Here is a 25,247-nt window from a genome sequence, read left to right on the forward strand (position 1 = left end):
GAAGCAAATCTGCTTCAGCGCTTTAATAGCATTGCCTTACAATAATTCCTTTGCAAGCAATCTATAAACATTCAATCGTGCTTCCTGAGAATGGGGGATACTGACGATCATGGCTTCATCGAAACCGTACTTTTCCTGCTCTGCTTTCAGCCTGTCAGCCACATCTTTGGCTGCACCGACGATATGAAGTGGACGGCGATGCTGGATCTTGATTTTGTCCATTTCTGTTAGCGGGTAGTCTTTGGCTTCTTCCGGCGTAAGCGGCTGAGCGATTTTACCCTGAGAAAGCCATAGCCCGGCAATGTCCTGCGGCAGTGCTTCGTATTCTGCTTCTTCTTGCGTCTCCGCCGCTGTGACCATATAGCACACATTGATTTCAGGCTTTTCCATCAGTGCTGAAGGTCTGAAATGGTATCGATATGCATCGAGGATGTCTGTGCTCAACTGGCCATTAAAAAACTGTGCAAATGAATACCCGGCACCTAACTTCGCTGTTTCAACCGCGCTGTTTCCGCTTGATCCCAGCATCCAGGCTTCCGGTAATGTGACATGACCAGGTACTGCAGGGGTTGAGCCATTCAATTTGCCTTCAGGGACCTCATCATTGATCAGCTGCATGGCAATTTTAAACTTTTCATACATGTTATCGAGTAAAGGTCTTCGTCCCTCTGATAGTGCATACATGGCACCGCTGTCACCACCAGGTGCTCGGCCGACGCCGAAGTCGATTCTGCCTGGTGAAAATGCACTCAGCGTCTTGAAGACTTCTGCTAGTTTTAATGGTGAGTAATGCATCATCATCACGCCACCGGTGCCAATTCTGATATTTTCTGTTTTTGATGCAAGTCTTGCTGCAATGATTTCAGGTGCAGAGCTGACATGGGATTCTAACCCATGGTGTTCTGCCATCCACATGCGGTGGTAGCCGAGTTCATCAGCTAATATTGCCAGTTCCTCGGATTTTCTGAGTGCATCAACTGCTGTATGGCCCTTCGTCACAGGCGCTTGATCAAGTACACTTAATTTCATTGGAAACATCCTTCTCTCTACTAAATGATCTTAGGTAAAAAAGTAATCTTGTTAGCTTCTGGATACGTCTGATAAATAACAGGAGGAACTCAGCCTCTCTGTTGTTATAGTTGAGGTGAACTATAGCAGTAACGAATCATTCTTTCAATCTGAACGACTTCCAATCAAAATGGCTGGCTTGCTCTACATCATCTTCTATGTTACTTTTAGAGTGATCATTCTATCTAAGGCTGGTGTGTATGAGTAAGAAAAAGCAGGATTTGTTGGAGTGTGCAGATGGATTGTTTTATGAGAATGGGTTTCACGGTGTTGGCCTTAAGCGTGTAGTAAGTGAGGCTGGTGTTGCTTTGATGACGTTGTATAATCACTTCGATTCGAAAGAAGATTTAATTTTAGAAGTGCTGTCTGCCCGTGAAAAGCGTTATTTTTCATTTTTGAATACAGCTGTAGAAGAGGGAAATACGACTGATAAATCATCTTTTGCGCTTATTTTGGGCCAATCACATATTAAGTGGCTTGGTACTGAATCGACGAATGGATGTATGTTTTTAAGAGCAAAGGAGGAGTATGCTTTTGAAAATGAAGCAATAGTCAATCAGGCGATTGGACATAAAGAGTCAATTATTTCATTCTTACAGAAGCATGGTTTTGCTCAAAAGGAGGCCACCCAGTTAGCCTTGCTGTTTGAGGGAGCTACGTCATTAGCGGAAGTAGTCGGGTTAGAAGCGGCGGCTGATGAGCTATATATTCTGATAAAAAAGGCTTTTTAAGAGTAAGCTGAATTCATACCAGCTTACTTTATTTTTTGCTTAAAAATATAATGATCGTTCTATCTAAAAAGGAGTGAATTTTATTTATGTGGAAATTTGTATTGCCCGGTTTAGCAATGATTGGTGTCACTTTTGCGTTTGCCCGGTTCAGCTTTGGGCTGTTTCTGCCCGATATATCTGAAACGTTAAGTCTTTCGGAGAATAACGCAGGCTTTATTGGCTCAACAGCCTATGCTTCTTATACGTTGGCTTTAATCACTTCTTCCTATTTCATTCGGAAATGGGGTCAAGTACGCGTCATACAATTCGCTGGATGGAGTGCAATATTGGGTTTGTCGGGAATAGCGTTTTCCCCCAATTTTCTTATTCTGGCGTTGAGTACGTTTATTGCAGGGCTTGGCAGCGGGTGGGCTTCACCGGCATATGCTCAAGTAGCTGGAAACTCCTTAAAGGATAAAGATAAAGACAGAGGGAATACATGGATGAATAGCGGAACAAGCTTTGGTCTGATTGTTTCCGGGCCGATTGCTCTTTTCTTTACAGCGCACTGGAGGTTTTCATTTATTCTTTTCGCCGTGATTGCTTTCGTTGTGACTGTTTGGAATACAAGAAAGATACCGTCCAAGTCTTCTCAGACTGACGGGATAGAGCAGCCAAAGTGGCTTCCTTCTATAAAGAAAGCGAAGTTCCTGCTTTTAGCATCATTTATTACAGGAATCAGTTCTTCAATATTCTGGACGTTTTCAAGAAGCTATCTAACTGATGTTCATACAATGAGCGATGTTGAAAGTGTGGTTTTTTGGATTTTGATGGGGGCTGCAGGTATGGTTGGAGCAGCTGCAGGAGGTTTTATTAATAAATTTGGCCTTGGCTTATCCTACCGCCTGACCGTTACGTTTATGATGGTTGCTCTTGCCGTTATTACGATACCAGTTGGTGCGGCCATTTACGGCTCGGCTATCTTTTTTGGGATCACGTACATTTTTATGACAGGGATATTTATCGTTTGGGCAACGCGGATCTTCACGAACTTCCCGTCAATGGGCGTCGGCCTATCATTCTTATTTCTAGGGGCAGGTCAATCTATCGGATCATTTGTAGCAGGCGGAACCATCGATGGCATTTCTTATCCCTTCAGCTTTATCTTATTCGCTGTAATCGGCCTTGCAGGACTAATCGTTCCTACAAGGATTAGTAAAGAAGTGAGCGAATTGGATATAAACGATAAGAAATTCTCTCCAGTCCTTAACGTTCAGGATAGAAAGGGAGAGGGTACAATGAAGCTGTGAAAGAATAGGAGCTGCTCTGGTTTCTTTGAGAGCAGTGTTTTGTATATGATTCTGGACAGAGAATTTCGAACAATGACATCACACTAAACAAATTACTGGGACGTAAAGCTGCAAGCCAATCAAGAAATGGCCGGGCATTTACGTCCCTATTTAATTACTTCAATTTAACAACCTTCGTCGCCACACGCTCCACAAATACATGATCATGCTCCACAAACAACAGCGTTGGCTGGTGATCCTCAATCATTTTTTCAATCTGCTTCTGGTTATAGACATCCAGGTAATTAAGCGGCTCGTCCCAAAGGTAGCATTCGGCTTCAGTGCCGAGTGATTTGGCGAGCTCGACTTTCTTTTTCTGGCCTTCACTCATTTCTTCGATTGGTACATTGAACACATCCCGGGTAAATCCGAGAATCCTCAGGTTGTTAAGGAAGAGGGTGTAGTCAATTCCATGTTTTTCAGAAAAGTCCTTTAGTGTACCGGTGTGTGAGGCGGTCTGTGAGACGGTGCTTGTTGTCAGGCCATGAGGAATCAGCACCTCTCCGCTGACAATCACATCTTTTGTCATGCCCTGCAGATAGTTGAGCAGGGTGGTTTTGCCGGAACCGTTTGGCCCGGTGATCGCGAGCTGCTCACCCTGAAAGAGTTCAAAGGTGATTGGCTCAAATAGTGGCTCAACCCCGAAACTCAGTGTGAAATCCTTTACCCGCAGCACCGGATTTCTGTGGCTGCTGACACAATTGATCGTTAAGTCACTGATTTTCTCGATGTTTTTAAGCAGCTTTTTCTTTTCTTCGATTTTAGCATTGGTTCGCTGTTCGATCGCTTTACCGCGCTTCATCATCCGCTTGGCAATCGCATTTCCAAACGGGTCATTGCCGGACGGCTTCTCGCGCTGCTTCCCCCAGTCAACTTTCTCTTTTGCAGATTGTTCAATGCGTGCGATCTCGGATTTTAAGGACTTATTCTGATCCAACTCGAACTGATCCTGCCGTTCCTTCTGTTCTTCATACGTTGAAAAATTTCCATGGTAGAGTGCCACCTGGCTGCGTTCAATAACGAGCGTATGATCAATGACTGTATCTAAAAAATGTCTGTCATGACTGACGACGATATAGCCCTGTTTCTTTTGCAGGTAACGGGCAAGCTGCTTACGCCCCTGCAGGTCAAGATGATTGGTCGGTTCATCAAGCAGTGCAAACCGGTTTTCGTCACAGAACAGGGCTGCAAGCATAACGCGCGTCTGTTCCCCGCCTGAGAGCTGGGAGAACGGTTCCCAGACAATCGCTTTATCCATCCCCAACAGCTGGCATTCCCGCTCAAGCTTCCATACTTCAAGTGGCATGACCTCATCAATCGCAGTGAAGACAGGACTTTCAGGGCTGCGGATTGGAAGAGGGAAGTAGACAAACTCAAGGTCTGTCACCATCTCTCCTTCATAAACCAACTGACCCATCAGGAGCCTGAGCAGTGTGGTTTTCCCGCGGCCGTTGCGACCTGCAAGCCCGAGCCGCCACTTGTCATCAAGCGTGAATGACACATCGTCAAAGAGGGGCTGGTCCAGTAAATCATAGCTAAAATGTATATGTTTTAATTCAATCGGCATACATGCAACCTCCATTTCAGATGGGTTGAATGTACACGCATCTTTGTCAAAAAATCCTCCCGCAGCGGCGGAAGGATAAGTGTGTATGCATAAATAAGCCTTTATCGTAAAGGGATAGTTATGTGCAGACTGATCCTATTTTTTCGTAAAAATGCGTATACATTTTGACGTGTAAAATAGAATTAGTTAATCATCTGCCATCCATCATCCCTTCTTGTGAGTTAGGTACAGTATAAGGGGTGGGGGCAGGAGAATCAAACAGAACAAAAATGTTCATAGCTTATTCGTGACCCGGTTGGGAGGTCCTCAAAGTCTTGACCGCTGTACATGATACTCCCCCTTAATCTCCACTGATGATGAATGTAATTTCCATTTAGCCCCTCAAATGCAAAAGTATTTCAGTTATAATAGTAAGAATAGTATGACATAATTTACAGCCAAAATCGAAAAGGGGAGCGATATGTATATAGATATGTTCGAAAAGATTGTTGATGTCATGCACCATGACTATTCCGGCTTTCTTGATAAAAAAGGGTGGGACCAGCCTGAATTATTCAGAAAGAAGATAGAGACGCTTGATCCTGCTACTCCGGAGTCGCGCGCTGCCTTTACAGCCATTGTGAAGGATTATTTGCTGGATTTCAGAGACAGACACGTTTCATTTACTGTGGCTGATCGGAATGGTAGTCCCGCTGAGTGGGCTGGCTTGCGAGTGAGAAGATATAGGGGGTTCCTGTACATCACCGAGTCTGAGGATACGCGTTTTCAAGCAGGGGATAAAATCATTTCAGTAGATGGGAAGCGTATTCCTGAGGCAGCTGATATATATGCAAGGAAGCTTTATCAGGAAAAAGAAGCGCGGCAGGACTGGAATCCAGTGCTGCTTTTGGCTGGAGTAATAGAAGTGGAACATAGCTCAGGTGAACGGACAGTATATGAGATACATAGAAAGAAAAAACCTGTGTATACACCTGAATATTCTTCAAAAGAAATTGAACCTGGGATTCACCTGATCAAGCTGACTGATTTTGCGGATCCGGATGCTGTATATCAGTTATTCAAAAAGCATGCAGAAGCCTATGAGTCTGCTAAGGCATTGATTTTTGATGTAAGAGTGAATTACGGTGGCAGTGATTCATCCTATTATCCTTTTTTTCCATTTATCTTTGGAACTGAAGAAATAGATCCGTCTGAGATGAGTCCGGAAATGCTGTTTAATTGCACGGAAAGAACGGCACAAAATCAGCTTGCGGAATTAAATGAAGCGCTTAATGCAGTTGAGGAAGAAGAGACGCGGAAGATTTTAAGTTTCTTTGTGGAACAATGGCAGGAGAAACGGGACAGCGGATTTCAGCGGTTTCCTTTTGAACAGGTGATGAAGGTAGATAAAATAAGCGGTTATGAAAGGCCTGAACACATTTTTGTCTTATCTGATATTTACTGTAGAAGCTCCGGGGATTCATTTGTGGAAACGGTCAAGTGGTCAGAAAAAGTTACGGTAATAGGCCGGTCTACCATGGGAATTAACGATTACAGCAATGTCGCTTCGCTAAATCTTGGAGAAGGCTTTGTCCTGGGATATCCAACTTCAAAGCTCGTGTATCAGAACCCTGATCATTACCAGACAGGACGCGGCATTGAGCCTGATGTGTACATTGAGTGGAGCCCTGAGCATCTGGGGCGGGATGTTGATTTGGAAGCAGTGATGGACCGTTTGAAGAGTGTGACAGGACAATATGAAGGAAGCGGTGAGATGAGATGAATAGAAAATTGCTGTATGGGTTGATATTTGTGGCGGGTATCTTAGTCGGTGCGCTGGTTGTTCCGTTGTTTTGATGAGGGAGGTTCACGAGTGTTTGCAGGTGGTATGATCGTTTGCTTTTTTGTAAGTGGGATTCTCTTCTTTTTCAGTTATCAGATTGGGAAAAAGAAAGAACTGACTTTGATTGCCGGGTTTAACGAAGAAACTTTTAAAGGGGATAAAAATAAATTGGCTGGAGCAACGGGATTGTATCTTATGATTCTTGGCATATTGATGCTTGTTTTTCCACTCGGCTTTGCATTTTTCGGCAGCATAGCTGGTCAGGTCCTGTTCGTTTTAGTCATAGTAACCACCATTCTATTAATATGGTATATGAATCGATTATCTAAATCGGTTGTTTGATACAAATTGGTGCGAAATACAGTTATATGTTTTGAGGTGGAAGTTAAATGTTCAATAAAAATGTACTTATCACCAGCGGGGGCTGTCTGGAGAAATGGGATCAAGTCAGGGGGCATACAAACCTGGCTAAAGGGACGATTGGGAAAATGATTGCTGAAGAAGCCTTATCACAGGGAGCGAATGTTACCTATCTTCACGGCTATTTCGCAGACAAGCCGGATGCTGAAGTTACATGTGAAAGTTTTGAAGGGATTATGGATCTTCAGGAAAAGATGAAGAAGATCATTTTAAATGAAAAAATAGACGTGGTCATTATGGCGGCTGCCGGGTCTGATTGGATCGTAGATAAAATGATTGGTCAGGACGGTGAGGTTTTGTCACAGCAGGGAAAATTATCAAGTGACAATCCGCCAATCATTCATTTTAAAAAAGCGCCTAAGATTTTAAAGCAAATTAAAGAATGGGATCCACACGTCCTGCTAGTCGGCTTCAAGCTTGAAAGCGATGCTGATTACATAACGCTTTTGGATAGAGCCAAACAGAGAATGCATACATCTGATGCTGACTTGATGGTAGCAAATTCATCTGAATCTTTGTATTCCGCTGCGGCAGCGCATTATATTATCAATCATCATCACGACATATATAAATGTTCCGGTAAAGAAGACACATCAGAAAAACTGATGCAGTTTATTGATCAGAAGCTGTTACAAAAGAGTTGTCTATAATGCATTTTATAATGTACATCAGTTGCTTTATATAAGTGCCGGTAAAAGGAGCGGTTTATATGAGTGGATTAACACTGATTGAAACGTATAAAACGGATCTTAAAAAATACTCTCCTGAACAATTAAGGTATCAGCCAGCTGCTGGAGCCTGGTCAGTTAATCAGGTGTATGATCATGTGATTGTGGTGGCACATGAATATCTGGATCGGGTAGAAGCCTGTGCAACATTGAAAACAAAACAAAATTCAGGAAAAACCGATTTTGGTGCACAACTCTTTACAAGAGGCGGCTTTCCGCCAATAAAAATAAAACTTCCAGATGAATTAAATACACCTCCGAGTAATACTGATAGCAAAGAATTTCTTTTGATCAGATTGAATGAGCTTTCTGCAAGAATGAAACGTTTAAGGGGAACGGCCGCTGAATCGAATCCGGAATATAAAATAAGACACGGAGGATTCGGTTGGTTAAATGCCCAGGAATGGTACGATTTGATCGGCATGCATTTCCGTCATCATACCCGTCAACTTGAGGACATAAATCTAAAAATTCGTTAAAAGTCGAAAAGGAGAGCAGGAAAGTGAGAGTTGATTAATCAGCATTTATATCCGAGAAGCACCTTATATCTTTTGCAGAGAGGAAGATCACACAATGAAAGAAACGCACTTTTTAATCCATATTTATGCTTCAAGAGAACGTGTCTGGAAGGTTCTCTGGGATGATGAGACATTCCGGAATTGGGCTGATCTGATTGATGAAGGTACTTATATGAAGGGTCTCCTGCAAGAAGGACATACGGTCGAATTCATCTCGTCTGTAAATGGCTATGGTGTAATAAGTTTGGTAGAGGAGCTGCGTCCTCATGAGTATGTATCATTCAGGCACAGCGCTGACACAAAAGAAATCGGACAGCAGGAACGGGAGCAGGAGTGGACTGGCGGTAGGGAGAGCTATACTCTTACAGAAGAAAACGGTGGTACGCTTCTGGTTATAAAAACTGATATTCCAAAAGAACAGGAAGAGACGTTTGGGATTCGGCTACCGAAGGCTTTAGAGCGGATTAAGGAGTTAGCGGAAGAAGAGTGAGTGATACAAAACTACATTTCTAAGGAGATGACTGTATGAAGTTAGGTCTAAAAAGAAATGAAGTAAGATTAGTGGATTACACGCCGGAATGGAAAGAAGAGTTTGAGAGAGTCAAAAAAGACATAGCAGCACACACGCCTATTGAAGGGAATCGCGTTGAACACATTGGGAGCACGGCGATTGAGGGCATGGCAGCAAAGCCTATTTTAGATATCGCAGCAGGCGTGGATAACCTGCAGGATTTTGATGAAGCGATCATTAGTGGTTTTAAAGAGATCGGGTTTTTACGGCTGAAAGTAGAAAGACCAGGAGAGATTGTCTTTGCGAAATTCACTGATACAACCTATCAGAAAAAAACGCACTATATTCACCTGGTGGAATTTGAAAGTGAACTTTGGAACAACTTAATCTTCTTCAGAGATTATCTGAATGCAAATGAGACAGCACGAAAACAGTATGAAGATTTTAAGTTAAACTACCTGAAGCATTCATCAGCAGGAATCACAGAATACACGGATCATAAAGAAGCTTTTGTTAAAGAAATTTTTAGAAAGAGGATTGATTGAGTATACCAGTATCATCTATGAAGCAGGCATTAGTTACATTTAGTTAAAGGGGCTCAAAATGAAAATCTTTTTGTTTATAGTGATCAGCATTCTGGCAGGGATAGCATTAGATTTCGCTAACTTAATGGAAGAGAGTAATATTTTTATCAGTGGCAGCTTTGGGCTTTTACTGTATATTTCTATTGAGATAAGCAATCTGAAAAACGATTAGGGACTTAAAGGACGTAAATGCTCAATCATTCTTTTAGTGAGTGGTTTCAGCATTTGCGTCTCTATTTTTATTAACTCAAAAACTTTTTAACACACCACGTCGTCTATTAATGTGAAAGGGGGCACTGAAGTGGATGAATGTATAGCAGAGGTGTTTGAGACAGAAGACAAAGCGGCCATGATTGATGAGATCATGAACCGATATGGGCAGGAGATTCTGCAGCTTGTGTATTCATACGTACATAACAAAGAAATTGCTGAGGACCTGACACAGGATATATTCGTGAAGTGTTATCAGTCTCTTCATACATACAAAGGACATGCGAAGCTGCGCACATGGTTATGGAGAATTGCGATTAACCATTGCAAGGACTACATGAAGAGCTGGTATCACAAAAAGGTGATCGTCACAGAAAAAGAAGTGGAATTCACAGGTGTCCGGAGTGACGATATAGAACAGGCTGTGATCCGGAATGAAGAGGATCATGTGCTTGCTGCAGCGGTGATGAACTTACCCGTTCAATACCGCGAAGTGATCTACCTGTTTTACTTTGAGGAATTATCAATGAAAGAAATCGGACAGTTAATTGATGTAAAAGAAAATACAGTGAAAACAAGACTCAGAAGGGCAAAGGAACTTCTGAAGGAAGGATTGGAGGAATAACGATATGGAAGACCGGTTAAAAGGGCTGCGGAAATCTATGAAACAGACCACCTTTAAACAGTTGGATTTTTCCGATCAGCTTCGTAAAAGGGTACACGAAAAAATCACCCAATCTCATGAACGTGAAGAAGATATTCTGTTAGCAGTCTTACAGCTTCTCGGCAGCGAAAAGACAGGCTATGATTTGTCTCAGCTGTTGCGCGGGAGAGGCATCCAGTCTTTTGATAGAAATGAAGGTGCACTGTATACGCTGCTGCACCGCCTGGAACAGGACCACCTGATTCATTCCGGCTGGGATCATGACGGCGCGAAATATTATCAGCTGACCAATAAGGGTAAAAAGGTGCTGCAAAAATCAGAGAAAGCTGCTGGCAACAAACAATTTGGACTGAAAGAACTGACACAGGAGTGAGAGGGCAGTGAAAAATAAAGGAGATCACTTTTTAAAAGAAGTCACCAATCATATTAAATCAAAGGAAGCCAGGAACTTTGTCACAACAGAATTGACGTTCCACCTGAAAAAGGCAAAGGGCTTCTGGCAGGAAAAAGGGTTAAGTGATGACACAGCAGAAGAGAAGGCGGTCGAACAGATGGGCAGCCCCGTCAAGCTTGGCCAGGAGCTGAACAGGCTGCATAAGCCGAAGGTGGACTGGATGCTGATTGCATTGCTCGCAGCTGCGATGGGACTTGGCTTCTTACCTATTATCACGCTGGATTATACAGAAGCTTTTCTGGTGCAGAAGATCATCATTGTGCTGTTTGGTGTTGTGGCAGCTGTTGGTATTATGCTGTTTGATTACCGGAAGATCGAGCGGTTTGGGTGGGTGTTTTATATACTTGGTTCATTTCTTCTACTTACCCTAAGGTATTTTCCGACGACGATGATCCATGGACAGTCCTACATAGCATTTGGAATCATTACGATTGAAAGCTTGATGGCACTCCCTTTCTTTTTTCTTGCCTGGGCATCTTTTTTAAATAATCCTAAGGTGAGAATTTGGCAGATGGTATTATTGTTTATCTTCTCATTCTATCTATTCTTTTCTATCCCGAACCTTTCAATTGCCTTGATCTATACAGTCATGGTATTTGTCATGTTATGGTGGAGTCAATTCAGTAAGAAAAAAGTGATGCTGATGACGGCTGTTCCATTCGTGTTAACCGCCTCAGGAGGTGTGCCATTCTTTTTGGCAGCAGACGCATATCAAATGCACAGACTGATGGGTTATTTGAGCCCTGAAAAGTACGCAGATGCGGCAGGCTTTATGTATCTTCGTCTGGAAGAGATCTTCTCATCAGCGGGCTGGTTTGGTACGACCGGAGGATTTGAGTTCATTCCATATGCACACACGGACTATGTATTTGCCAGTATGACATTTTATTATGGTTATGCCTTTGCATTCATTCTTGTTTTGATTCTATCGCTTTTCGCTATAAGAATGATCATGATTTCCCGCCATATGAACAGTTCATTTGGCAAACTGCTTCTCACGGGAAGCATGACGCTTTTCATTGTTCAGTTCGTCTATAATATTGCCATGATGCTTGGACTGCTGCCACTCACATCAATCTCACTGCCTTTTATCAGCTACGGGCTGATGCCAACGCTGTTTAATGCCTTTTTGATTGGGATTGTGTTGAGTGTGTATCGGCGTAAAAGCCTTGTGTCGGGGAGTTTTGCGTAGCTATAAAGAAGGGAAGTAACACGTGATTCACCTATTGAAGGAATCGCGTGTTACTTCCCTTACTTTTATTCCTTCAGGTTCTTTTTAAACACATAACTCACTCTATCGTAATTCAATCTCTCCTCATAAAAGCGATGGGCATCCTCACGCTGCAGTCCTGAAGACAGGGCCACACTTTCATAATTTTTATCCTTTGCCCATTCATGAACATAGGTGATCAGCTTTTCGCCATAACCATTTGATCGCTGACTTTGATCAGTCACCAAATCACATACCCAGATGAACCGGCCGTAATACAGTGTAATCATTGGCTTGAAGCCAATCACAGAGACGATTTCACCGTTATCATATAACGCATGCATTTCATAACGATCTTTTTCGTGTGCTTCACGTACTAATTTCAGGTAGGTATTTAGATTAAGGTGTGTACGGAGCTGCTTCATAACCTGAAAAGCGTTTGTCCATTCCTGTTCTGTGGTTAATTGTTTTGCTTCTTCAGTCATCATCATTCTCCTTTCAGCGCGGCTGGCTCAGCCTCTCCACTGCTTTTAACCAACTACGAACGAACCCACTTCATAATCTCGCCCATTGAAGCATTTTTCCCGTATAACAGGATGCCGACTTCAAAGATTTTTCCGGCAAGCTTCATTACAAGCCACACGGATAGAACTAGAATCGCCAGTGCAATACCGATTTCAACCCAAGGCCATTCTTCAAGTAATGATAATCGCATGATCATAACAGCAGGGGAGGTAAATGGAATATAGGTACCAACCTGTGCTGCAAGTCCATTTGGATCGGATAGAATAGGTCCGATCAGAATCAGCGGAGAAAATGGCAGCATCATAATCATGCCCTGGAAGTTACTTGTCGAGCTGATGTCTTCAACAGTTGCACCAAGTCCGACAAAGAGAGCGGCGAATAACAGGTAACCAATCAGTGCGATGACAATCAGCAGCGCGAGCTCCGGTACGAATAGGTATTCCATAATAGGGAAGTCATTGAACCTCCAGATCACAAATGGCAGTGCAATCAGCAGCCATACCCCAACTTGAAGCATACCAAGCCAAAAGTAGCCGATGATTTTTCCCTGCATCAAGTCACTTGGTGTCAGTGATGAAAGAACAATTTCAGATACTTTTTCCTTCTTTTCCTGTGAAGCACTCTGGAAGATCATCATCCCTGTCATCACGATAGAGAATAAAATCAGCCCGGCGAATGCACCCGGAATGATACGCGCGAGTTCATTAACCCCTGTATCAGCAGCCTGCTCTGAGTCTGACAGTTCTTCTGCATTAAACTGAATCCCGTTCGTCACAGCAGCCATCTGTTCTGCTGATAGCCCGGCATTTTGCAGATTCAGCTGCTGTAGTGGTGCTGCAAGAAGCTGGACCTCACCTGCAAATGAGTCAGGTGTATCCTCCGTAGTGTAATAGGTGATCTGCCCCTCACTTAGAGCAGCTTCATCAAGCGCAAGATACACCGCGCTTTCATCCTCATCCAACCCGTCTCTCCATTCATCAGGAGAAGCAGTTACAACGCTGGTCTCCCAGTTCAGGTCAGCATTGCTGAGGTAAGGCTCAATTTGTTCTGCCCATATGCCGGACGGATCTGACACAGAGACATTGACCGGTTCTGCGTCATCACCTGATCCTGATAACAGTGTCGGGAGGGTAGCGAATAGAATGAAAAGCACCGGTGTTAACAGGAGTGAAATAATGAACGATTTATTTTTGACATTCCGTTTGAATTCCCAGCGGGCGACTTTTAAACTGTTACGCATATTTTTCTTCCTCCTCTGCTGCAAGTGTCCGATCTGAGGCAACGTCAATAAAGATTTCATGAAGCGAAATCCGATCCAGTCTGAATTCCTCGATCTGAATGTCTGAAGGCAGCTTGCGGATCCATTCTGCCGCTTTCAGGTTCTGATCCAGAAACAGAACAGATACGTTATCCTGCTGCTCAACCCTGGTCACATAAGGAATCGTCTTCAGTTTATTCTCATCATTTAGACCGTGAATTGTGCACTTGAAGCTTGCGTACTCTCTTTTTACTTCATCCATTGTCCCGCTGATCACTTCTCTGCCTTTATGAATCATGATCAAGCGGTCTGCCATTTCCTCAACTAGATTCATCTGGTGGGCTGAGAGAAGAATGGCCGTTCCATTTCTGGCAAGCTCTCTGATCTCTTCCTTGAATACTTCCTGACTGACAGGATCAAGTCCTGAGAACGGTTCATCTAAAATCAACAGCTCCGGTTCATGGATGATAGATGCGATGAACTGAACTTTCTGACCCATTCCTTTTGAGAGCTCTTCAATTGAAACTTTATCTTTTCCCTCAAGGCCGAACTTTTTCAGATAAGACAATGCACGCTCTTTTGCCTTTTTCTGCGGATAGTCCTTGAGCTCTGCAAAGTAGAGCAGAATATCCATAATCTTCACGTTCTTATACAGACCGCGTTCCTCCGGCAGGTAGCCGATTTTATGCTTTGGAATCTGGCCCTCCTTCTCACCGTGGAATTTGATCGTTCCGTGATCCGGATAGAGAATGCCCATAATACTTCTGATGGTCGTTGATTTTCCGGCACCGTTTGGACCGAGGAGGGCTGTGATTTCTCCCTTTCTTACATTGAATGAAACGTCGTGAAGCACCTGCTGATCTTTAAATGACTTCTGAAGACTTTGGACGGTAAGCGCAATTTCAGACATTAATCATTTCCCCTTCCATTAAAATTTCCTGAATAATATCCTCAAGCTCAGGTACTTGCTCATCAACAATGACCAGCCCGTTTTTAGAAAGATAGGCCATCGTAGCTTCCGGGTGATTTGATAAAATAACCTTCTTATAGGTACGCTTAATCTCACCAGGTATGCGGCTTACTTGCGGCTCTTCCTTCAGCCAGAACAACCGGTAAGATGATACGAGCGAATCTTTTTCAAGCAGACGTGTAACAGATCCTTTGTTAATGAATACAAGGTAGTCAGCAAGCTTTTTAATATCGTCTGCCTGATGCGATGCAATCAGCACCGTTCTGTCTCCTCTTTCCATCAGCTCAAGTAAAAACTGAATAAAATAATTTCTCGACGGAATGTCCATCGCAGCTGTCGGCTCATCCAGCATGAGAATGGGAGTATTTTTTCCAAAGTTTAATGCAAGATTTAACTTCGTCTTCACACCGGGAGACAGCTTCTGAACTTTCTTATTCAGTGGAATGTTCAGCTTTTCGGAGAATCTTCTGAACAGCGATTCGTCCCATGACGGATAGACTTCTGCCATCAGGTTACGCAGCTGTTCGCCTGTGAAAGCATCACAGCCAATCATTGTCTGAGCCTGATAAGCGATCTGCTGTTTCCATGCGTCATCTTCGCCCCTGACAGAATGACCAAACACCTCAATCTCTCCGTTGTCCTGTTTGACAAGGTTCATCAGCATTTTGAAAAAGGTACTTTTTCCGGCACCATTTGTCCCGACTATCGCACTAATGGTTCCTTCTTCAAAGGTAAGGTCCTGAATGTTCAAATGAAATTCGTCAATGGATTTTTCGATATTCCTGATCGTTAATGGGAAAGTCATTGGTTTTCCTCCTTTTGAAGCAGCGTTTTGACCATGCGAACGATGTCCTCATCTGAACATTCATGTTGTCGTGCTATAGAGATTGCTTTCGAAATTGCATCTTCAACTGCCTGACTGGCCATTGATGTTTTCATAGCAGGATCCACCTCTGCGACAAATGTTCCCTTTCCCTGAGAGGTCTGGATGAATCCACTATACTCAAGGTTCTGATAGGCTCTTCTGATTGTAATGGAGCTGATCTCGAGCTCCTTTGCCAATAACCTGATAGAAGGAAGGGGGTCTCCGGTTGCCAGCTGTCCGCTTGCAATCAGTGCTTTGATCTGGTTTTCGATCTGATGATAGATCGGTTCCCGGGAAGACTTGGAAAGCCGAATTGGAAGATTCATGTCAGCCCTCCTTTATTGTAAGTAATCATTTTTTTGGATTTGCTTCTTAGCATGATTGAACCAGTACCACGTGACAAGACATGCAATAAGAATAGACACAATGATTGAAAGAATAGTGAAATCATTAGCCATCTGGATCGTCCATTTGAAAAAACCTGTATCAAGCCATACTTGAAAAATCAGATACATGCCAACAAAAAACACGATGATGATCATATACGACCAGAAAAACGTAAACCGTTTAATCTGATCACCTGGATCACTGGCAGGGAAGATCCCGCCAATAGAAAAACTGATACAAAGCCAGGTGATGATCAGTGCAATCATAGGCAGCGGCTCAATGGCTTCCCGAAGGTCTGTTGAGAAAATATAGGTGCCAACCAGAACGATTGTGATCCCTATAAAAATAGAAAGGTAAGGTAATATAAAGCGGCTTGCCACAAGTACATTACGTTTGATAGGAAGCTGATTCAGCATCGCAAAATAGGGTGAAGCATATAATCCGTCATCTAATTTCTGATATTGAAAGTTTTTCGGTTTAATCGAAAAAGCGAGGGAGCCGACGTAAATAATAAGAAAAGCATCCAACAGAAAGATATTTTCTTCAAGGTAAGGAGGCATCGTCAGATAAAAGAAAAAAGTGTAGATGCCTGCAATCAAAAGCAGAAGTAAATAATGTTTTTTTGATACATCCAATTCGAGCTTTGCCAGCCAGAATGCTTTACGCATAGTATCCATCTGCATAAGCTCCTTTCCTTTTTTTAGTGTATAAGTGTGTATGTCTATATACACACTATAAAACAGGTGAAAGAATAGTTCAACTGTTTTTGAAGTAGTAATTAAAATCCATTTGATAAAGAGGATGATGAATACTGAAAGTTGAATAATAGTGTTAAGTGGTGGTTCAGCGGAAGCTTGTTAGCATTCATATCAGATTCATATGAGGTCTACTAATAACCAAAGGAGAGCGATAAATGAGACAAATTATAGCGTTAGGCGGCGGAGGTTTTTCGATGGAGCCGGAGAATCTTCTGCTGGATCAGTACATATTAGATCAAGCCGAAACAGTAGCTCCAAAAGTATGTTTTGTTCCAACTGCAAGCGGAGATCAGGATAACTATATACATAGATTTTACGAAGCGTTTAAAACGCTTGCGTGCCATCCAACTCACTTATCCCTGTTTCAGCCGGCATTCAATGACCTGGAACAATTTGTGCTTGATCAGGATATCATTTACGTCGGTGGAGGCAGCACCCGGAACATGCTTGCTTTGTGGAAAGAATGGGGACTGGATGTAATTTTGAAGAAAGCGTACGAACAGGGGGTTATTCTTGCAGGAATCAGTGCGGGTTCGGTCTGCTGGTTTGAAGAGGGGCTGACTGACCCATTGAATGCGCCGCTCTATAAAATCAACGGGCTAGGCTTGCTGAGTGGCAGTAACTGTCCTCATTTTGATGGAGAAATTAAGAGAAAGCCCTCTTACTATGAATTGATACTGGAAGGGGAAATAAAAGAGGGTTACGCAGTTGATGACGGTGTAGCGCTGCACTTCATTGATGAAACTCTATCTGCTTCTGTCAGTTCCAGAAAACATGCGCAGGCTTATTTTATTCAGCGTGTGGATGGGGAAATTGAAGAGGTAAGCGTTGAGACAGAATATTTAAGGAAGTAACTTTTGTCAGCTGTGTTTTTTGTGATGACTCTGTTAACGTATTAAGGGAAGATGGTTATAATAAGAGAAGAGCGCTAACTCTTCTATTCTGCAGCCTCTGCCGTCAGTGTGGTGGTTGTCATTTAAATGTTATTTGAGAGAACCACCCTTTTGCTTCCGACGGCGCAGGGTGGTTTATCTTTTCGTCCAAGCATTTGAACCATCACTTCATATAAAAATATTAAATATTTTTAATAAACGTATGTAACACTTCAGAATATAAGTCTGGTTGTTCTCTATGTACCAAATGTCCGGAAAAAGGAATAACTGATATGTTGATATTCTGATTTAGTTGCTTATAAGTTAAAGCAGCTGAGACTTCAAGCTCCTGTTGATCACCAACAACGCATAATGTTGGAGTTTTAAGACTTGAAACATCTCCTGTCTCATCAAAAGGGTAAAAATCTTCAGCGGTAAAAGATTGAAGTGTGGCCTTCCAATCATTGTCGCCATGAATGTCGTTTAAAAACGTTACAGCCTCCTGGTTATCAAACAATTGATCATATGATGCAGCTTCTTCATTTGAGAGTTCTGTCCAATTGACAGGCACTGAAGGAAGCACTCCGGAAAAACTGAGAGACTTTACCTTACCCGGATGAGCTTTCGCGAACATTAAAGCTGCAATGCCGCCTATAGAAACCCCTGCGATATGACATTGTTCAACATTTAGAGATTCCAGCGTATCACTTAAATCCTGTACACATCGATTGAAGTAGTGATCAAGTTCCCCAGGAGACTTTCCGTGCCCTCTCAAATCAGGCCTAATGACTTTAAAGTTTCTTACTGAAAAATATTCGCTCTGTTCCTGGTACTCGGTAAGCCCCGTCATCCCTCCTGAATGAATCAGTATCAAAGGTTCTCCGTCACCGGTAATGTGTGTATTCAAAATCATATTCGTCCACCTGCCTCTTTACTAATCATACAAACAACATAAAATATGTTTTACTGCATAAAAACTTACAAATGGATTATATCATGAAGGCGTTTACTTAACATGCAGACTAGCAGCATATTAAAGCTATCAATCATTTGGTGTTCTTCTGTTCATTCTCCATCTTCACCTTCCGATTAAACGCCTCTGATCCATTCTTTGGAATACTCAATACTGTCCAGTCGTGATCTTTCATCTGCTTGCCGAGAAATAAGATTTGTCCTGTATGGTAGCTGATATGCGCAATTTCAGTTTGAATCGCCTGCAGCACGCTCATCGGCTGTTTTCTTAGAGCGACGACTTTTTGGAGATCATCTTCATTTAGACTTTCAAGCGTATCAAAAAGCAGCGTCCATCCGCTTTCCCATCTATTCATTAATACTTTTTTCGTGTCCTGATCAGTAATTACAAACTCCATATCTCGATCTCTAAAAGCTTTTTCACCGTCAGATGATAAAAAGTCCTTCCAGTGAGAGTGCATATTTCCACTGATATGCTTCATGATCATAGCAATACTATTGGATGCTTCATTCAGTCTCCAGTAGAGTTCTTCATCTGATAATTGAGCCAAACCTTTTTCAGCACGCTCTTTAAAATGATGGAATTGTGCGCTTGATAAAGATAAATGTTCATTTTCAATCATGTTTACGCCCTCCTCATGAGTCACTAACTGTATGACAAATCTGATAGTTGATATACCCAAATTATAACAGGAAGGATGTTATGATAGGGGTAGTGAATCTTCAAAATTGATAGCGGACAGCCCGTTTATATAATCAGTCAGGAGGAATCAGGTTGGAATGGTCTAAGCAAAGTTATTCTGTAAGTGATGACGTTACGTTAATGAATACCGATCGTATTTATCAGCTCCTGTTAAATACTTATTGGGCTTCAAACAGAACAAAGAAAGAGATTGAAAAAAGTATGAACCATTCAATGTCTTTTGGGTTGTATGATGAAGGAAAACAAATCGGATTTGCCAGAGTTGTCACCGATTATACTGTTTTTTCATGGATCATGGATGTCGTGGTGGATCCTGACTATAGAGGAAAAGGGCTTGGGAAGTGGCTCATGGACTGTATACTTGATCATCCTGATATCAAATATACGGCTTTTGCTTTAGCTACATCGGATGCGCAGAATTTTTACAGGAAGTTCAATTTCAGAAAAAATGAATGCATGACGCGTCCTGTCAGTAAGAAGGATGAAACAATATAGAAGAGGTGCTGCAAATGCTTGAACTAAAATATTTTGAACGGTCAGACTTTCAACAGCTAATCGACTGGATCGAGACCCAGGAATTTTTAATGCAGTGGGGAGGTCCGAATTTCAACTTTCCTTTAGATGAAAAACAATTAGAAAAATACATAGAGCATGCAAATGGAAAGGACTCCACTTCTCTCGTTTACAGTGTGGTTGAAAAAGAGAGCGGCAAAGTAATCGGGCATATTTCTTTAGGCAGGATTGATCGGGCGAACCGATCAGCGAGAGTTGGGAAAGTATTGGTCGGAGATAAAAGTGTCCGGGGTAAGGGAGCAGGAAAGCAAATGATGAACGAAATTCTAAAAGTAGCATTTGACGAACTGACATTACATCGTGTGAGTCTTGGTGTCTTTGACTTCAACGCTTCAGCCATTGCCTGTTATGAGAAGGCAGGTTTTGTGAAGGAGGGATTACTTAGGGATGCAAGAAAAATGGGTGACGAGTACTGGAGTTTGTGGGAGATGAGTGTGTTTGAAGGTGAATGGAAGAAATAATTACATGAAACAGTCAGGGGGATGAGAAATATGTGGGAGAAAATGCTTGTTGATACAGCCAGAGGAACTTTTGAATTGTTTGTATCAGGGACTGGTGAACCATTATGTGTAACTCATTTATACAGTGCTTATGATGAGCGTGGTAATACGTTTGCAAATCCATTTACAGCATTCTACCGGGTTTACCTGGTCAACCTGCGTGGATGTGGTCATTCTGTAAAAGCGAAAGCAGCATCGCAATATAGTATGGAAACCGCGGTAAAGGATTTAGAAGCGATCAGAAGAGCTTTAGGGTATGAAAAGTGGGGTTTTGCCGGACACTCTACAGGGGAATGCTGGCGCTTAAATATGCTGTATCAGCGGCGTCTTCATTAACAAAGATTGTGTCGGGAGGAGCGTCTGCAAGTAATGAATATAGCTCGGATGCAGACTGTATTTATTGCAGTAAAAATCAAAATTATTATCGGGTTATGCAAATTATTCAGCAGTTAAACGATCCAACAACACCAACAGATACTCGGAAACAATTAAGTTATGAATGGAGCAGGCTCTCTTTTTATTCTGAAGAAAAACTGAAGAAGTCGTTGGAAATACCGAATAGCGGTAAGTCAGTAGGTGCACGTTTGGACTACTTTATCAGAACTGAAAATCCTGCATTTGATTTAAGAGATTCCTTAGTGCATGTATCAATTCCAAGCTATATTTATGCTGGGAGATTCGATGCGCAATGTCCTTATAAATATGGTGTGGAAATTGCAAACTTAATCCCGGATGTGAGATTTACCACTTTTGAAAGCAGTAACCACAATCCTTTTGTAGAAGAGGAAGAAAAGTTTAGAGAGTTTGTCAGATCAACTGTATAAAATTTCTACCATTTTTCCACTCATTGCTAAATGGTAAAATCATTACATATCCACTAATCTTCAAATCTACTAAAAGTGATGTGAAATCATGCCACACAAACCGATTTATGTAGAAATAGACATACACGACAACATTGAACCAGTCTGGACCTATACCCAGCAGCCGGATCTGCATGAGCAGTGGGATGTCCGGTTTTCTTCGATTACATATAATGAAAAGCCCCCGGGCGAACCGGTGGAGACGTTTACTTATTCCACAAAAGTATTGCCGGGTATTGAAGTGTCCGGCTGGGGTGAGAGTAAAGGGACGCATGAGAAAGAGAGCGGAGAGAAGACGTCCGCTTTGCATTTTGGCACAGATCAGCTGATTTCACCGATTGCTGAAGGGAAGGGGTACTGGCAGTATATCCCTGGTGAAGGGCGTACCACTTTTTTGACGCAGTATGATTATGACGTCCGCTTTGGCGGAGTGGGAAAGCTTTTTGACAGGCTGTTCCGTCCGCTGATTGGGTGGGGAACAGCGCTCAGCTTTGATGTGTTAAAGCGGTGGATTGAATCAGGTGAGCGTCCGGGAACGCAATACAGGCGTTTTTTTGCTTTTTATACAATATGTTTTTTATTCGCATTTGTCTGGCTTTATCAGGGACTGGTACCGAAAGTGCTGACGCAGCAACCGTTAGAAGTCAGCATGCTGACACAGCTTTCTTCTTTATCTGAAGGTCAAGCCTCCACTGCAGTGATCTGGGTGGGCATCGCAGAAATGATTTTTGCCGGCTGCTGGCTCATCCCGAAGCTGCAAAAACATTTGCTAAAGCTCCAGGTCATCATCTTCCCTCTGCTCACATTAAGCGCGGTGATTGCAGCACCGTTTACAGCAACAGCTCCATTTAACGTGATCACGCTGAATGTGACGCTGTGGGTGCTGTCGATCATCGGGTTACTGCTTACAAAAGAGCTGCCAAGTGCGAAAATCTGCAGAAGAAAAAGGGGGAAAGCGGCATGACGATTTATGCTACATTGCTTGGAGAGAAGTTTCAGAAGTTGCACCCAAAACTGCAGCATCGCTACACATTGCCTTTAGATCAGCGTTTTTTTGCCACGGGTGTGATGAGTCAGGTTAAAAATGGCGGCAGATTGCTGTCTCCTTTTTATTGCCTGGCTTCAAAGGCGAACTTTCTGTTTCCCGAGAGCGGGCAAGAGATCCCATTCTCCATTGCTAACCGCTGTGCGATAAATCCGGATGGTGATGCGGAAGTCGCGTGGGAGAGAACCTTTCACTTTCAAAACGCTGAGCGGAAATTTAACGCCAGGATGACAGTGGATCTGGAAAAGAAGTTAGTAAAGGATTTTCTGGGTGACATTCCGTTCTTCTATTCAGATCTGCATTTTGATGTCACAAAAGAAGGCTTTCTGATCATTACGTCCGGCGTGCAGAAGGTGATGCTTGGGAAAGCGGGATTTACGCTACCTAAAATCCTAAGAGGACGTGTAACTGTCCTTGAGGGCTACGATGACCAAAAGGATGTCTATACGATTCATGTATCAATTTACAATGCTGTACTTGGGAGGGTGATGATGTATGCAGGAGAATTTAAAGAAAGCGTTCATTAACCCTCTGATTTTGACTGGCCTTCTGCTTTTTTGTTTCAGCCTCGCCATGAATAAACAGGCTGACTACTACTATTATCTGACGGCTGCACAGCTGATTTTTGTGCCGTCACTATTACATATGATTGTAAAGCTTCGTCCGTTTGAAAAAGTGATCATTGCTGTTGGGATGCTGGCTGTCACACTGATCAGTCTGGATCTGCCTTATCTTGCAGCTGTGATTTGTGCAGCGATCTATTTTCTGGTCACATGCTGGGTTGCCTGGAAAGGGTTTGAGCGCTTTTTAAACCGCGGATTCACCAACCTGCCTGAGTGGCTCATTGATCTTGGCATGATCTATCTCGCGATTGGCGGTGGATGGTTTCTTGCTTCTGTCAGCGGAATTAACACAGGATTCAGCGAGATGCTGACTTGGCTGACGGCGATTCACTTCCACTATTCTGCTTTCATGCTAAGTGTATCAGTTGGTCTGGTCGGACGGATTCAAATCACAAAGCTGTATCAGATCTGTGCGCTTGTGATTGCTACGGGACCAGTTACGGTTGCTATTGGGATCACATTCTCCCGCACAGTTGAAATCATTTCAGTCTCGCTTTATGTACTGGCGATCTATGCGCTGACCTATTATTTGTTCCGTCTGAAGTTTCATGGGATTCAGAGGATAATCGTCTGGATTCCTTTTCTTACACTATGTATCACGATTCTATGGTCACTCGCATATGCATATGGCAATCTATCAGGGCAGGTGATCGTGAACATTCCGGATATGCTCGATGTCCATGGGTTTCTGAACTGTCTGCTGTTTGGTACGTTGACTGTTGTTGGATGGGCGTTAAAAGTGCCTGAGTCAACGCAGCGGCCTTACAATTTTCCTGTCAGCCGAATCCGCGGGAAGCTTCAAGAGACTGGAGCGCCTCACAGGGGACTGGTCGATCAAATGAACATGTATGTCAATCCAGAAGAAGTGTCTGCACAAGTCATTAATTTCTATGAACACACTGAAAGATTTCAACTATTCGCCTCTGTAAAATGGTCAGGCTGGTTCCTCCCGTTCGCATGGGTGTGGCAGTTAATCAGCCGATCCATCGGCCAGCTTAATCTCCCTTATTCATCCTCAAAGGTTGAAATGACTGGAGAAATCCTGGTGGTGGATGAACAGCTTGATGGACGGGCCAAGCCGAGAGTGTGGAAGCGGATGATTGGAGAAGGTACGGTATTTACAGCCATTTACTCTCATCACAAGTCAGGTCAGGAAACATTTATGAATATTGCGCTGCCTTTACCATTTTCCTCAATGCACGGTATCCTGCAGCTGTCTGCTGAAAATGGACGACTTTCCTTAACCAGTGATGGGCATGGGGATGCAGGGACGTATCTGGCAATCGGAAAGTACATCTTGAAACTGCCGCTGCATGAGTATTTTGTGATAGAAGAAAGAAACGGGGAACTGGTGGCAACGCATGATATGAACATATTCGGGCTTCATTTTCTACATATAGACTATGTGATAAGGGAGTTTGAGTCATATGCATAACCGTTTGGAAAAAGGGGATCAGATCGGGATATTCAGTCCGTCAGCCCCTGGAACAGTTACAGCACATAAGAGATTTCAACGCGCGAAAACATTTCTGCAGGAAAAGGGCTACACGATCATTGAAGGAGCGCTGACAGGCAAATCAGATGCATATCGTTCAGGTACGCCGAAAGAGCGGGCGGAAGAATTCAATCAGCTGTTAAGAAATAAGGATATTAAAATGATTATGTCCACGATTGGCGGAACCAATTCAAACAGTATGCTGCCTTATCTGGATTATGAAGCGTTCCGTACCAGCCCTAAAATCATTGTAGGCTACTCTGATGCAACGGCTGTGTTGCTGGCGCTGTATGCGAAAACTGGTATCACCACCTATTATGGTCCGGCACTCATTCCTTCCTTTGGAGAATTTGAACCGCTTGTGCTTGATACCTATCAATATTTTGAAGACTATTTCTCCGGGCAATACCAGGCTCCGTATGACATCCCGATTCCTGCTTACTGGTCTGATGAGCATGTAAACTGGCTTGAGAAAACGACAGAAAAAAAGCTGATAGAAAATCAATTGGTAACGGGCCATGAGGGAATAGCTGAAGGCTGCTTAATCGGCGGGAATCTAAACGCGATGTACGGCTTTATCGGAACGCCTTATTTTCCGGAGGTTAAAGAGGGAGACATTCTGCTGATTGAAGACAGTACGAAAACTGCTTCTATCGTTGAGAAGAATTTTGCCATGCTGAAATTACACGGTGTTTTTGATCAGGTAGGCGGGATCATTCTCGGCAAACATGAACAATACGATGATCTGGGCACCAATAAACGTCCATTAGATCTTCTGATGGAGCAGCTGGACGGACGGGAGCTGCCGATTTTGGCGGAATTCGATATCAGTCACACGCATCCGATGCATCCGATTGCGATTGGTAAAAAAGTAAGATTAGATGCAACGGCTCAAAGGGTCGTTTGTGTGGAGGACTGGCTGGATATTTGATGTGACTGGCATGTGATATACTTAGATTAAATCCAAATTTATCCGCTTATATCGGGCAGAGAATTGTTTTAAACAAAAGCTCTGTTAAATTA

The 25,247-nt window shown here is 42.9% G+C and carries 28 protein-coding genes and 1 pseudogene; 19 read left to right on the forward strand and 10 right to left on the reverse strand.

Translation table 11 applies throughout. The annotated features are described in order from the left end of the window. Positions 1-36 precede the first annotated feature (36 nt). Entirely contained in the window at positions 37-1,029 is a 993-nt protein-coding gene (locus tag JOD21_RS06095; RefSeq protein WP_204728758.1) for an LLM class flavin-dependent oxidoreductase, read from the reverse strand. 239 nt (positions 1,030-1,268) lie between these two features. Between JOD21_RS06095 and JOD21_RS06100 the strand changes: the two genes are divergently transcribed. Continuing rightward, complete coding sequence (locus tag JOD21_RS06100; protein ID WP_204728759.1) at positions 1,269-1,799, forward strand: TetR/AcrR family transcriptional regulator; 531 nt, start codon at positions 1,269-1,271, stop codon at positions 1,797-1,799. Between the two features lie 86 nt (positions 1,800-1,885). Next, entirely contained in the window at positions 1,886-3,088 is a 1,203-nt protein-coding gene (locus tag JOD21_RS06105; protein WP_204728760.1) for an MFS transporter, read from the forward strand. 154 nt (positions 3,089-3,242) lie between these two features. Here JOD21_RS06105 and abc-f read toward each other — a convergent pair whose 3' ends face one another. Continuing rightward, on the reverse strand, positions 3,243-4,709 hold the full coding sequence (gene abc-f, locus JOD21_RS06110) for a ribosomal protection-like ABC-F family protein (protein ID WP_380269431.1): 1,467 nt from the start codon (positions 4,707-4,709) through the stop codon (positions 3,243-3,245). Positions 4,710-5,154: 445 nt separating this feature from the next. Between abc-f and JOD21_RS06115 the strand changes: the two genes are divergently transcribed. The 9 genes from JOD21_RS06115 to JOD21_RS06155 all read left to right on the forward strand — a co-directional run bounded on the left by JOD21_RS06115 (position 5,155) and on the right by JOD21_RS06155 (position 11,797). After that, positions 5,155-6,456 carry a S41 family peptidase gene (locus tag JOD21_RS06115; protein WP_204728762.1) on the forward strand — a complete coding sequence of 434 codons (1,302 nt, stop codon included), beginning with the start codon at positions 5,155-5,157 and terminating at the stop codon, positions 6,454-6,456. A 90-nt stretch (positions 6,457-6,546) separates the two neighbouring features. Then, positions 6,547-6,858, forward strand: a complete 312-nt coding sequence (locus tag JOD21_RS06120) for a DUF3784 domain-containing protein (RefSeq protein WP_204728763.1) — start codon at positions 6,547-6,549, stop codon at positions 6,856-6,858. A gap of 47 nt (positions 6,859-6,905) precedes the next feature. After that, positions 6,906-7,586 (forward strand): phosphopantothenoylcysteine decarboxylase domain-containing protein, encoded by a 681-nt coding sequence (locus JOD21_RS06125; protein ID WP_204728764.1) that lies wholly within the window; start codon positions 6,906-6,908, stop codon positions 7,584-7,586. Between the two features lie 59 nt (positions 7,587-7,645). Next, positions 7,646-8,143, forward strand: coding sequence for a DinB family protein (locus JOD21_RS06130; RefSeq protein WP_204728765.1), 498 nt, complete (start codon positions 7,646-7,648; stop codon positions 8,141-8,143). Positions 8,144-8,237: 94 nt separating this feature from the next. Then, entirely contained in the window at positions 8,238-8,672 is a 435-nt protein-coding gene (locus JOD21_RS06135) for an SRPBCC domain-containing protein (protein ID WP_204728766.1), read from the forward strand. Positions 8,673-8,707: 35 nt separating this feature from the next. Next, entirely contained in the window at positions 8,708-9,238 is a 531-nt protein-coding gene (locus JOD21_RS06140) for a GrpB family protein (protein ID WP_204728767.1), read from the forward strand. Between the two features lie 340 nt (positions 9,239-9,578). Continuing rightward, positions 9,579-10,112 (forward strand): sigma-70 family RNA polymerase sigma factor, encoded by a 534-nt coding sequence (locus JOD21_RS06145; protein ID WP_204728768.1) that lies wholly within the window; start codon positions 9,579-9,581, stop codon positions 10,110-10,112. Positions 10,113-10,116: 4 nt separating this feature from the next. Beyond that, positions 10,117-10,524, forward strand: a complete 408-nt coding sequence (locus JOD21_RS06150; RefSeq protein ID WP_204728769.1) for a PadR family transcriptional regulator — start codon at positions 10,117-10,119, stop codon at positions 10,522-10,524. Positions 10,525-10,531: 7 nt separating this feature from the next. Continuing rightward, positions 10,532-11,797, forward strand: coding sequence for an FtsW/RodA/SpoVE family cell cycle protein (locus tag JOD21_RS06155; protein WP_204728770.1), 1,266 nt, complete (start codon positions 10,532-10,534; stop codon positions 11,795-11,797). A gap of 65 nt (positions 11,798-11,862) precedes the next feature. Here JOD21_RS06155 and JOD21_RS06160 read toward each other — a convergent pair whose 3' ends face one another. The 6 genes from JOD21_RS06160 to JOD21_RS06185 are packed head-to-tail and all read right to left on the reverse strand — an operon-like array spanning position 11,863 to position 16,497. Continuing rightward, the gene (locus JOD21_RS06160) at positions 11,863-12,303 is read right to left on the reverse strand and encodes a GNAT family N-acetyltransferase (protein WP_204728771.1); all 441 of its coding nucleotides are present in this window, start codon (positions 12,301-12,303) and stop codon (positions 11,863-11,865) included. Between the two features lie 50 nt (positions 12,304-12,353). Then, entirely contained in the window at positions 12,354-13,580 is a 1,227-nt protein-coding gene (locus tag JOD21_RS06165; protein WP_204728772.1) for an ABC transporter permease, read from the reverse strand. Further along, positions 13,573-14,508, reverse strand: coding sequence for an ABC transporter ATP-binding protein (locus tag JOD21_RS06170; RefSeq protein ID WP_204728773.1), 936 nt, complete (start codon positions 14,506-14,508; stop codon positions 13,573-13,575). Before JOD21_RS06170 ends, JOD21_RS06165 begins: the two co-directional genes overlap by 8 nt. Beyond that, a complete protein-coding gene (locus JOD21_RS06175) occupies positions 14,501-15,373 on the reverse strand; it encodes an ATP-binding cassette domain-containing protein (RefSeq protein ID WP_204728774.1) in 873 nt (290 codons plus the stop codon). The genes JOD21_RS06170 and JOD21_RS06175 overlap by 8 nt, the downstream gene beginning before the upstream one ends. Further along, positions 15,370-15,759, reverse strand: coding sequence for a GntR family transcriptional regulator (locus JOD21_RS06180; RefSeq protein ID WP_204728775.1), 390 nt, complete (start codon positions 15,757-15,759; stop codon positions 15,370-15,372). Before JOD21_RS06180 ends, JOD21_RS06175 begins: the two co-directional genes overlap by 4 nt. A 12-nt stretch (positions 15,760-15,771) precedes the next feature. Continuing rightward, a complete protein-coding gene (locus tag JOD21_RS06185) occupies positions 15,772-16,497 on the reverse strand; it encodes a hypothetical protein (RefSeq protein ID WP_204728776.1) in 726 nt (241 codons plus the stop codon). A gap of 236 nt (positions 16,498-16,733) precedes the next feature. Between JOD21_RS06185 and JOD21_RS06190 the strand changes: the two genes are divergently transcribed. Then, a complete protein-coding gene (locus tag JOD21_RS06190; protein WP_204728777.1) occupies positions 16,734-17,432 on the forward strand; it encodes a Type 1 glutamine amidotransferase-like domain-containing protein in 699 nt (232 codons plus the stop codon). 220 nt (positions 17,433-17,652) lie between these two features. Here JOD21_RS06190 and JOD21_RS06195 read toward each other — a convergent pair whose 3' ends face one another. Further along, positions 17,653-18,363, reverse strand: coding sequence for an alpha/beta fold hydrolase (locus tag JOD21_RS06195; RefSeq protein ID WP_204728778.1), 711 nt, complete (start codon positions 18,361-18,363; stop codon positions 17,653-17,655). A gap of 133 nt (positions 18,364-18,496) precedes the next feature. Next, positions 18,497-19,045 (reverse strand): DUF1572 family protein, encoded by a 549-nt coding sequence (locus tag JOD21_RS06200; protein WP_204728779.1) that lies wholly within the window; start codon positions 19,043-19,045, stop codon positions 18,497-18,499. A 152-nt stretch (positions 19,046-19,197) separates the two neighbouring features. Between JOD21_RS06200 and JOD21_RS06205 the strand changes: the two genes are divergently transcribed. The 7 genes and pseudogenes from JOD21_RS06205 (at position 19,198) to JOD21_RS06235 (ending at position 25,155) form a co-directional block, all read left to right on the forward strand. Continuing rightward, the gene (locus tag JOD21_RS06205) at positions 19,198-19,620 is read left to right on the forward strand and encodes a GNAT family N-acetyltransferase (RefSeq protein WP_204728780.1); all 423 of its coding nucleotides are present in this window, start codon (positions 19,198-19,200) and stop codon (positions 19,618-19,620) included. 14 nt (positions 19,621-19,634) lie between these two features. Next, on the forward strand, positions 19,635-20,159 hold the full coding sequence (locus JOD21_RS06210) for a GNAT family N-acetyltransferase (RefSeq protein WP_204728781.1): 525 nt from the start codon (positions 19,635-19,637) through the stop codon (positions 20,157-20,159). A 30-nt stretch (positions 20,160-20,189) separates the two neighbouring features. After that, positions 20,190-21,022: pseudogene (locus JOD21_RS06215) on the forward strand (alpha/beta fold hydrolase). Between the two features lie 88 nt (positions 21,023-21,110). Beyond that, positions 21,111-22,025 (forward strand): DoxX-like family protein, encoded by a 915-nt coding sequence (locus JOD21_RS06220; RefSeq protein ID WP_204728782.1) that lies wholly within the window; start codon positions 21,111-21,113, stop codon positions 22,023-22,025. Next, a complete protein-coding gene (locus JOD21_RS06225; RefSeq protein ID WP_204728783.1) occupies positions 22,022-22,633 on the forward strand; it encodes a DUF4166 domain-containing protein in 612 nt (203 codons plus the stop codon). Before JOD21_RS06220 ends, JOD21_RS06225 begins: the two co-directional genes overlap by 4 nt. Next, positions 22,602-24,164, forward strand: coding sequence for a YndJ family protein (locus JOD21_RS06230; protein WP_204728784.1), 1,563 nt, complete (start codon positions 22,602-22,604; stop codon positions 24,162-24,164). Before JOD21_RS06225 ends, JOD21_RS06230 begins: the two co-directional genes overlap by 32 nt. Next, positions 24,157-25,155: a S66 family peptidase gene (locus JOD21_RS06235; RefSeq protein WP_204728785.1), complete on the forward strand. Its 999-nt coding sequence runs from the start codon at positions 24,157-24,159 to the stop codon at positions 25,153-25,155. Before JOD21_RS06230 ends, JOD21_RS06235 begins: the two co-directional genes overlap by 8 nt. Positions 25,156-25,247: the final 92 nt, after the last annotated feature.

The organism is Jeotgalibacillus terrae, assembly GCF_016908195.1.
In the GTDB taxonomy this organism is placed as follows: Bacteria; Bacillota; Bacilli; order Bacillales; family Jeotgalibacillaceae; genus Jeotgalibacillus; species Jeotgalibacillus terrae.

Coding starts and splice junctions, on each gene's coding strand:
- abc-f (WP_380269431.1), bottom strand. CDS start 4,709: ATGGAGGTTGCATGTATGCCGATTGAATTAAAACATATACATTTTAGC.
- JOD21_RS06185 (WP_204728776.1), bottom strand. CDS start 16,497: ATGGATACTATGCGTAAAGCATTCTGGCTGGCAAAGCTCGAATTGGAT.
- JOD21_RS06210 (WP_204728781.1), top strand. CDS start 19,635: ATGCTTGAACTAAAATATTTTGAACGGTCAGACTTTCAACAGCTAATC.
- JOD21_RS06165 (WP_204728772.1), bottom strand. CDS start 13,580: ATGCGTAACAGTTTAAAAGTCGCCCGCTGGGAATTCAAACGGAATGTC.
- JOD21_RS06175 (WP_204728774.1), bottom strand. CDS start 15,373: ATGACTTTCCCATTAACGATCAGGAATATCGAAAAATCCATTGACGAA.
- JOD21_RS06190 (WP_204728777.1), top strand. CDS start 16,734: ATGAGACAAATTATAGCGTTAGGCGGCGGAGGTTTTTCGATGGAGCCG.
- JOD21_RS06105 (WP_204728760.1), top strand. CDS start 1,886: ATGTGGAAATTTGTATTGCCCGGTTTAGCAATGATTGGTGTCACTTTT.
- JOD21_RS06235 (WP_204728785.1), top strand. CDS start 24,157: ATGCATAACCGTTTGGAAAAAGGGGATCAGATCGGGATATTCAGTCCG.
- JOD21_RS06130 (WP_204728765.1), top strand. CDS start 7,646: ATGAGTGGATTAACACTGATTGAAACGTATAAAACGGATCTTAAAAAA.
- JOD21_RS06160 (WP_204728771.1), bottom strand. CDS start 12,303: ATGATGACTGAAGAAGCAAAACAATTAACCACAGAACAGGAATGGACA.
- JOD21_RS06135 (WP_204728766.1), top strand. CDS start 8,238: ATGAAAGAAACGCACTTTTTAATCCATATTTATGCTTCAAGAGAACGT.
- JOD21_RS06180 (WP_204728775.1), bottom strand. CDS start 15,759: ATGAATCTTCCAATTCGGCTTTCCAAGTCTTCCCGGGAACCGATCTAT.
- JOD21_RS06150 (WP_204728769.1), top strand. CDS start 10,117: ATGGAAGACCGGTTAAAAGGGCTGCGGAAATCTATGAAACAGACCACC.
- JOD21_RS06230 (WP_204728784.1), top strand. CDS start 22,602: ATGCAGGAGAATTTAAAGAAAGCGTTCATTAACCCTCTGATTTTGACT.
- JOD21_RS06095 (WP_204728758.1), bottom strand. CDS start 1,029: ATGAAATTAAGTGTACTTGATCAAGCGCCTGTGACGAAGGGCCATACA.
- JOD21_RS06200 (WP_204728779.1), bottom strand. CDS start 19,045: ATGATTGAAAATGAACATTTATCTTTATCAAGCGCACAATTCCATCAT.
- JOD21_RS06170 (WP_204728773.1), bottom strand. CDS start 14,508: ATGTCTGAAATTGCGCTTACCGTCCAAAGTCTTCAGAAGTCATTTAAA.
- JOD21_RS06125 (WP_204728764.1), top strand. CDS start 6,906: ATGTTCAATAAAAATGTACTTATCACCAGCGGGGGCTGTCTGGAGAAA.
- JOD21_RS06195 (WP_204728778.1), bottom strand. CDS start 18,363: ATGATTTTGAATACACACATTACCGGTGACGGAGAACCTTTGATACTG.
- JOD21_RS06115 (WP_204728762.1), top strand. CDS start 5,155: ATGTATATAGATATGTTCGAAAAGATTGTTGATGTCATGCACCATGAC.
- JOD21_RS06225 (WP_204728783.1), top strand. CDS start 22,022: ATGACGATTTATGCTACATTGCTTGGAGAGAAGTTTCAGAAGTTGCAC.
- JOD21_RS06220 (WP_204728782.1), top strand. CDS start 21,111: ATGCCACACAAACCGATTTATGTAGAAATAGACATACACGACAACATT.
- JOD21_RS06100 (WP_204728759.1), top strand. CDS start 1,269: ATGAGTAAGAAAAAGCAGGATTTGTTGGAGTGTGCAGATGGATTGTTT.
- JOD21_RS06140 (WP_204728767.1), top strand. CDS start 8,708: ATGAAGTTAGGTCTAAAAAGAAATGAAGTAAGATTAGTGGATTACACG.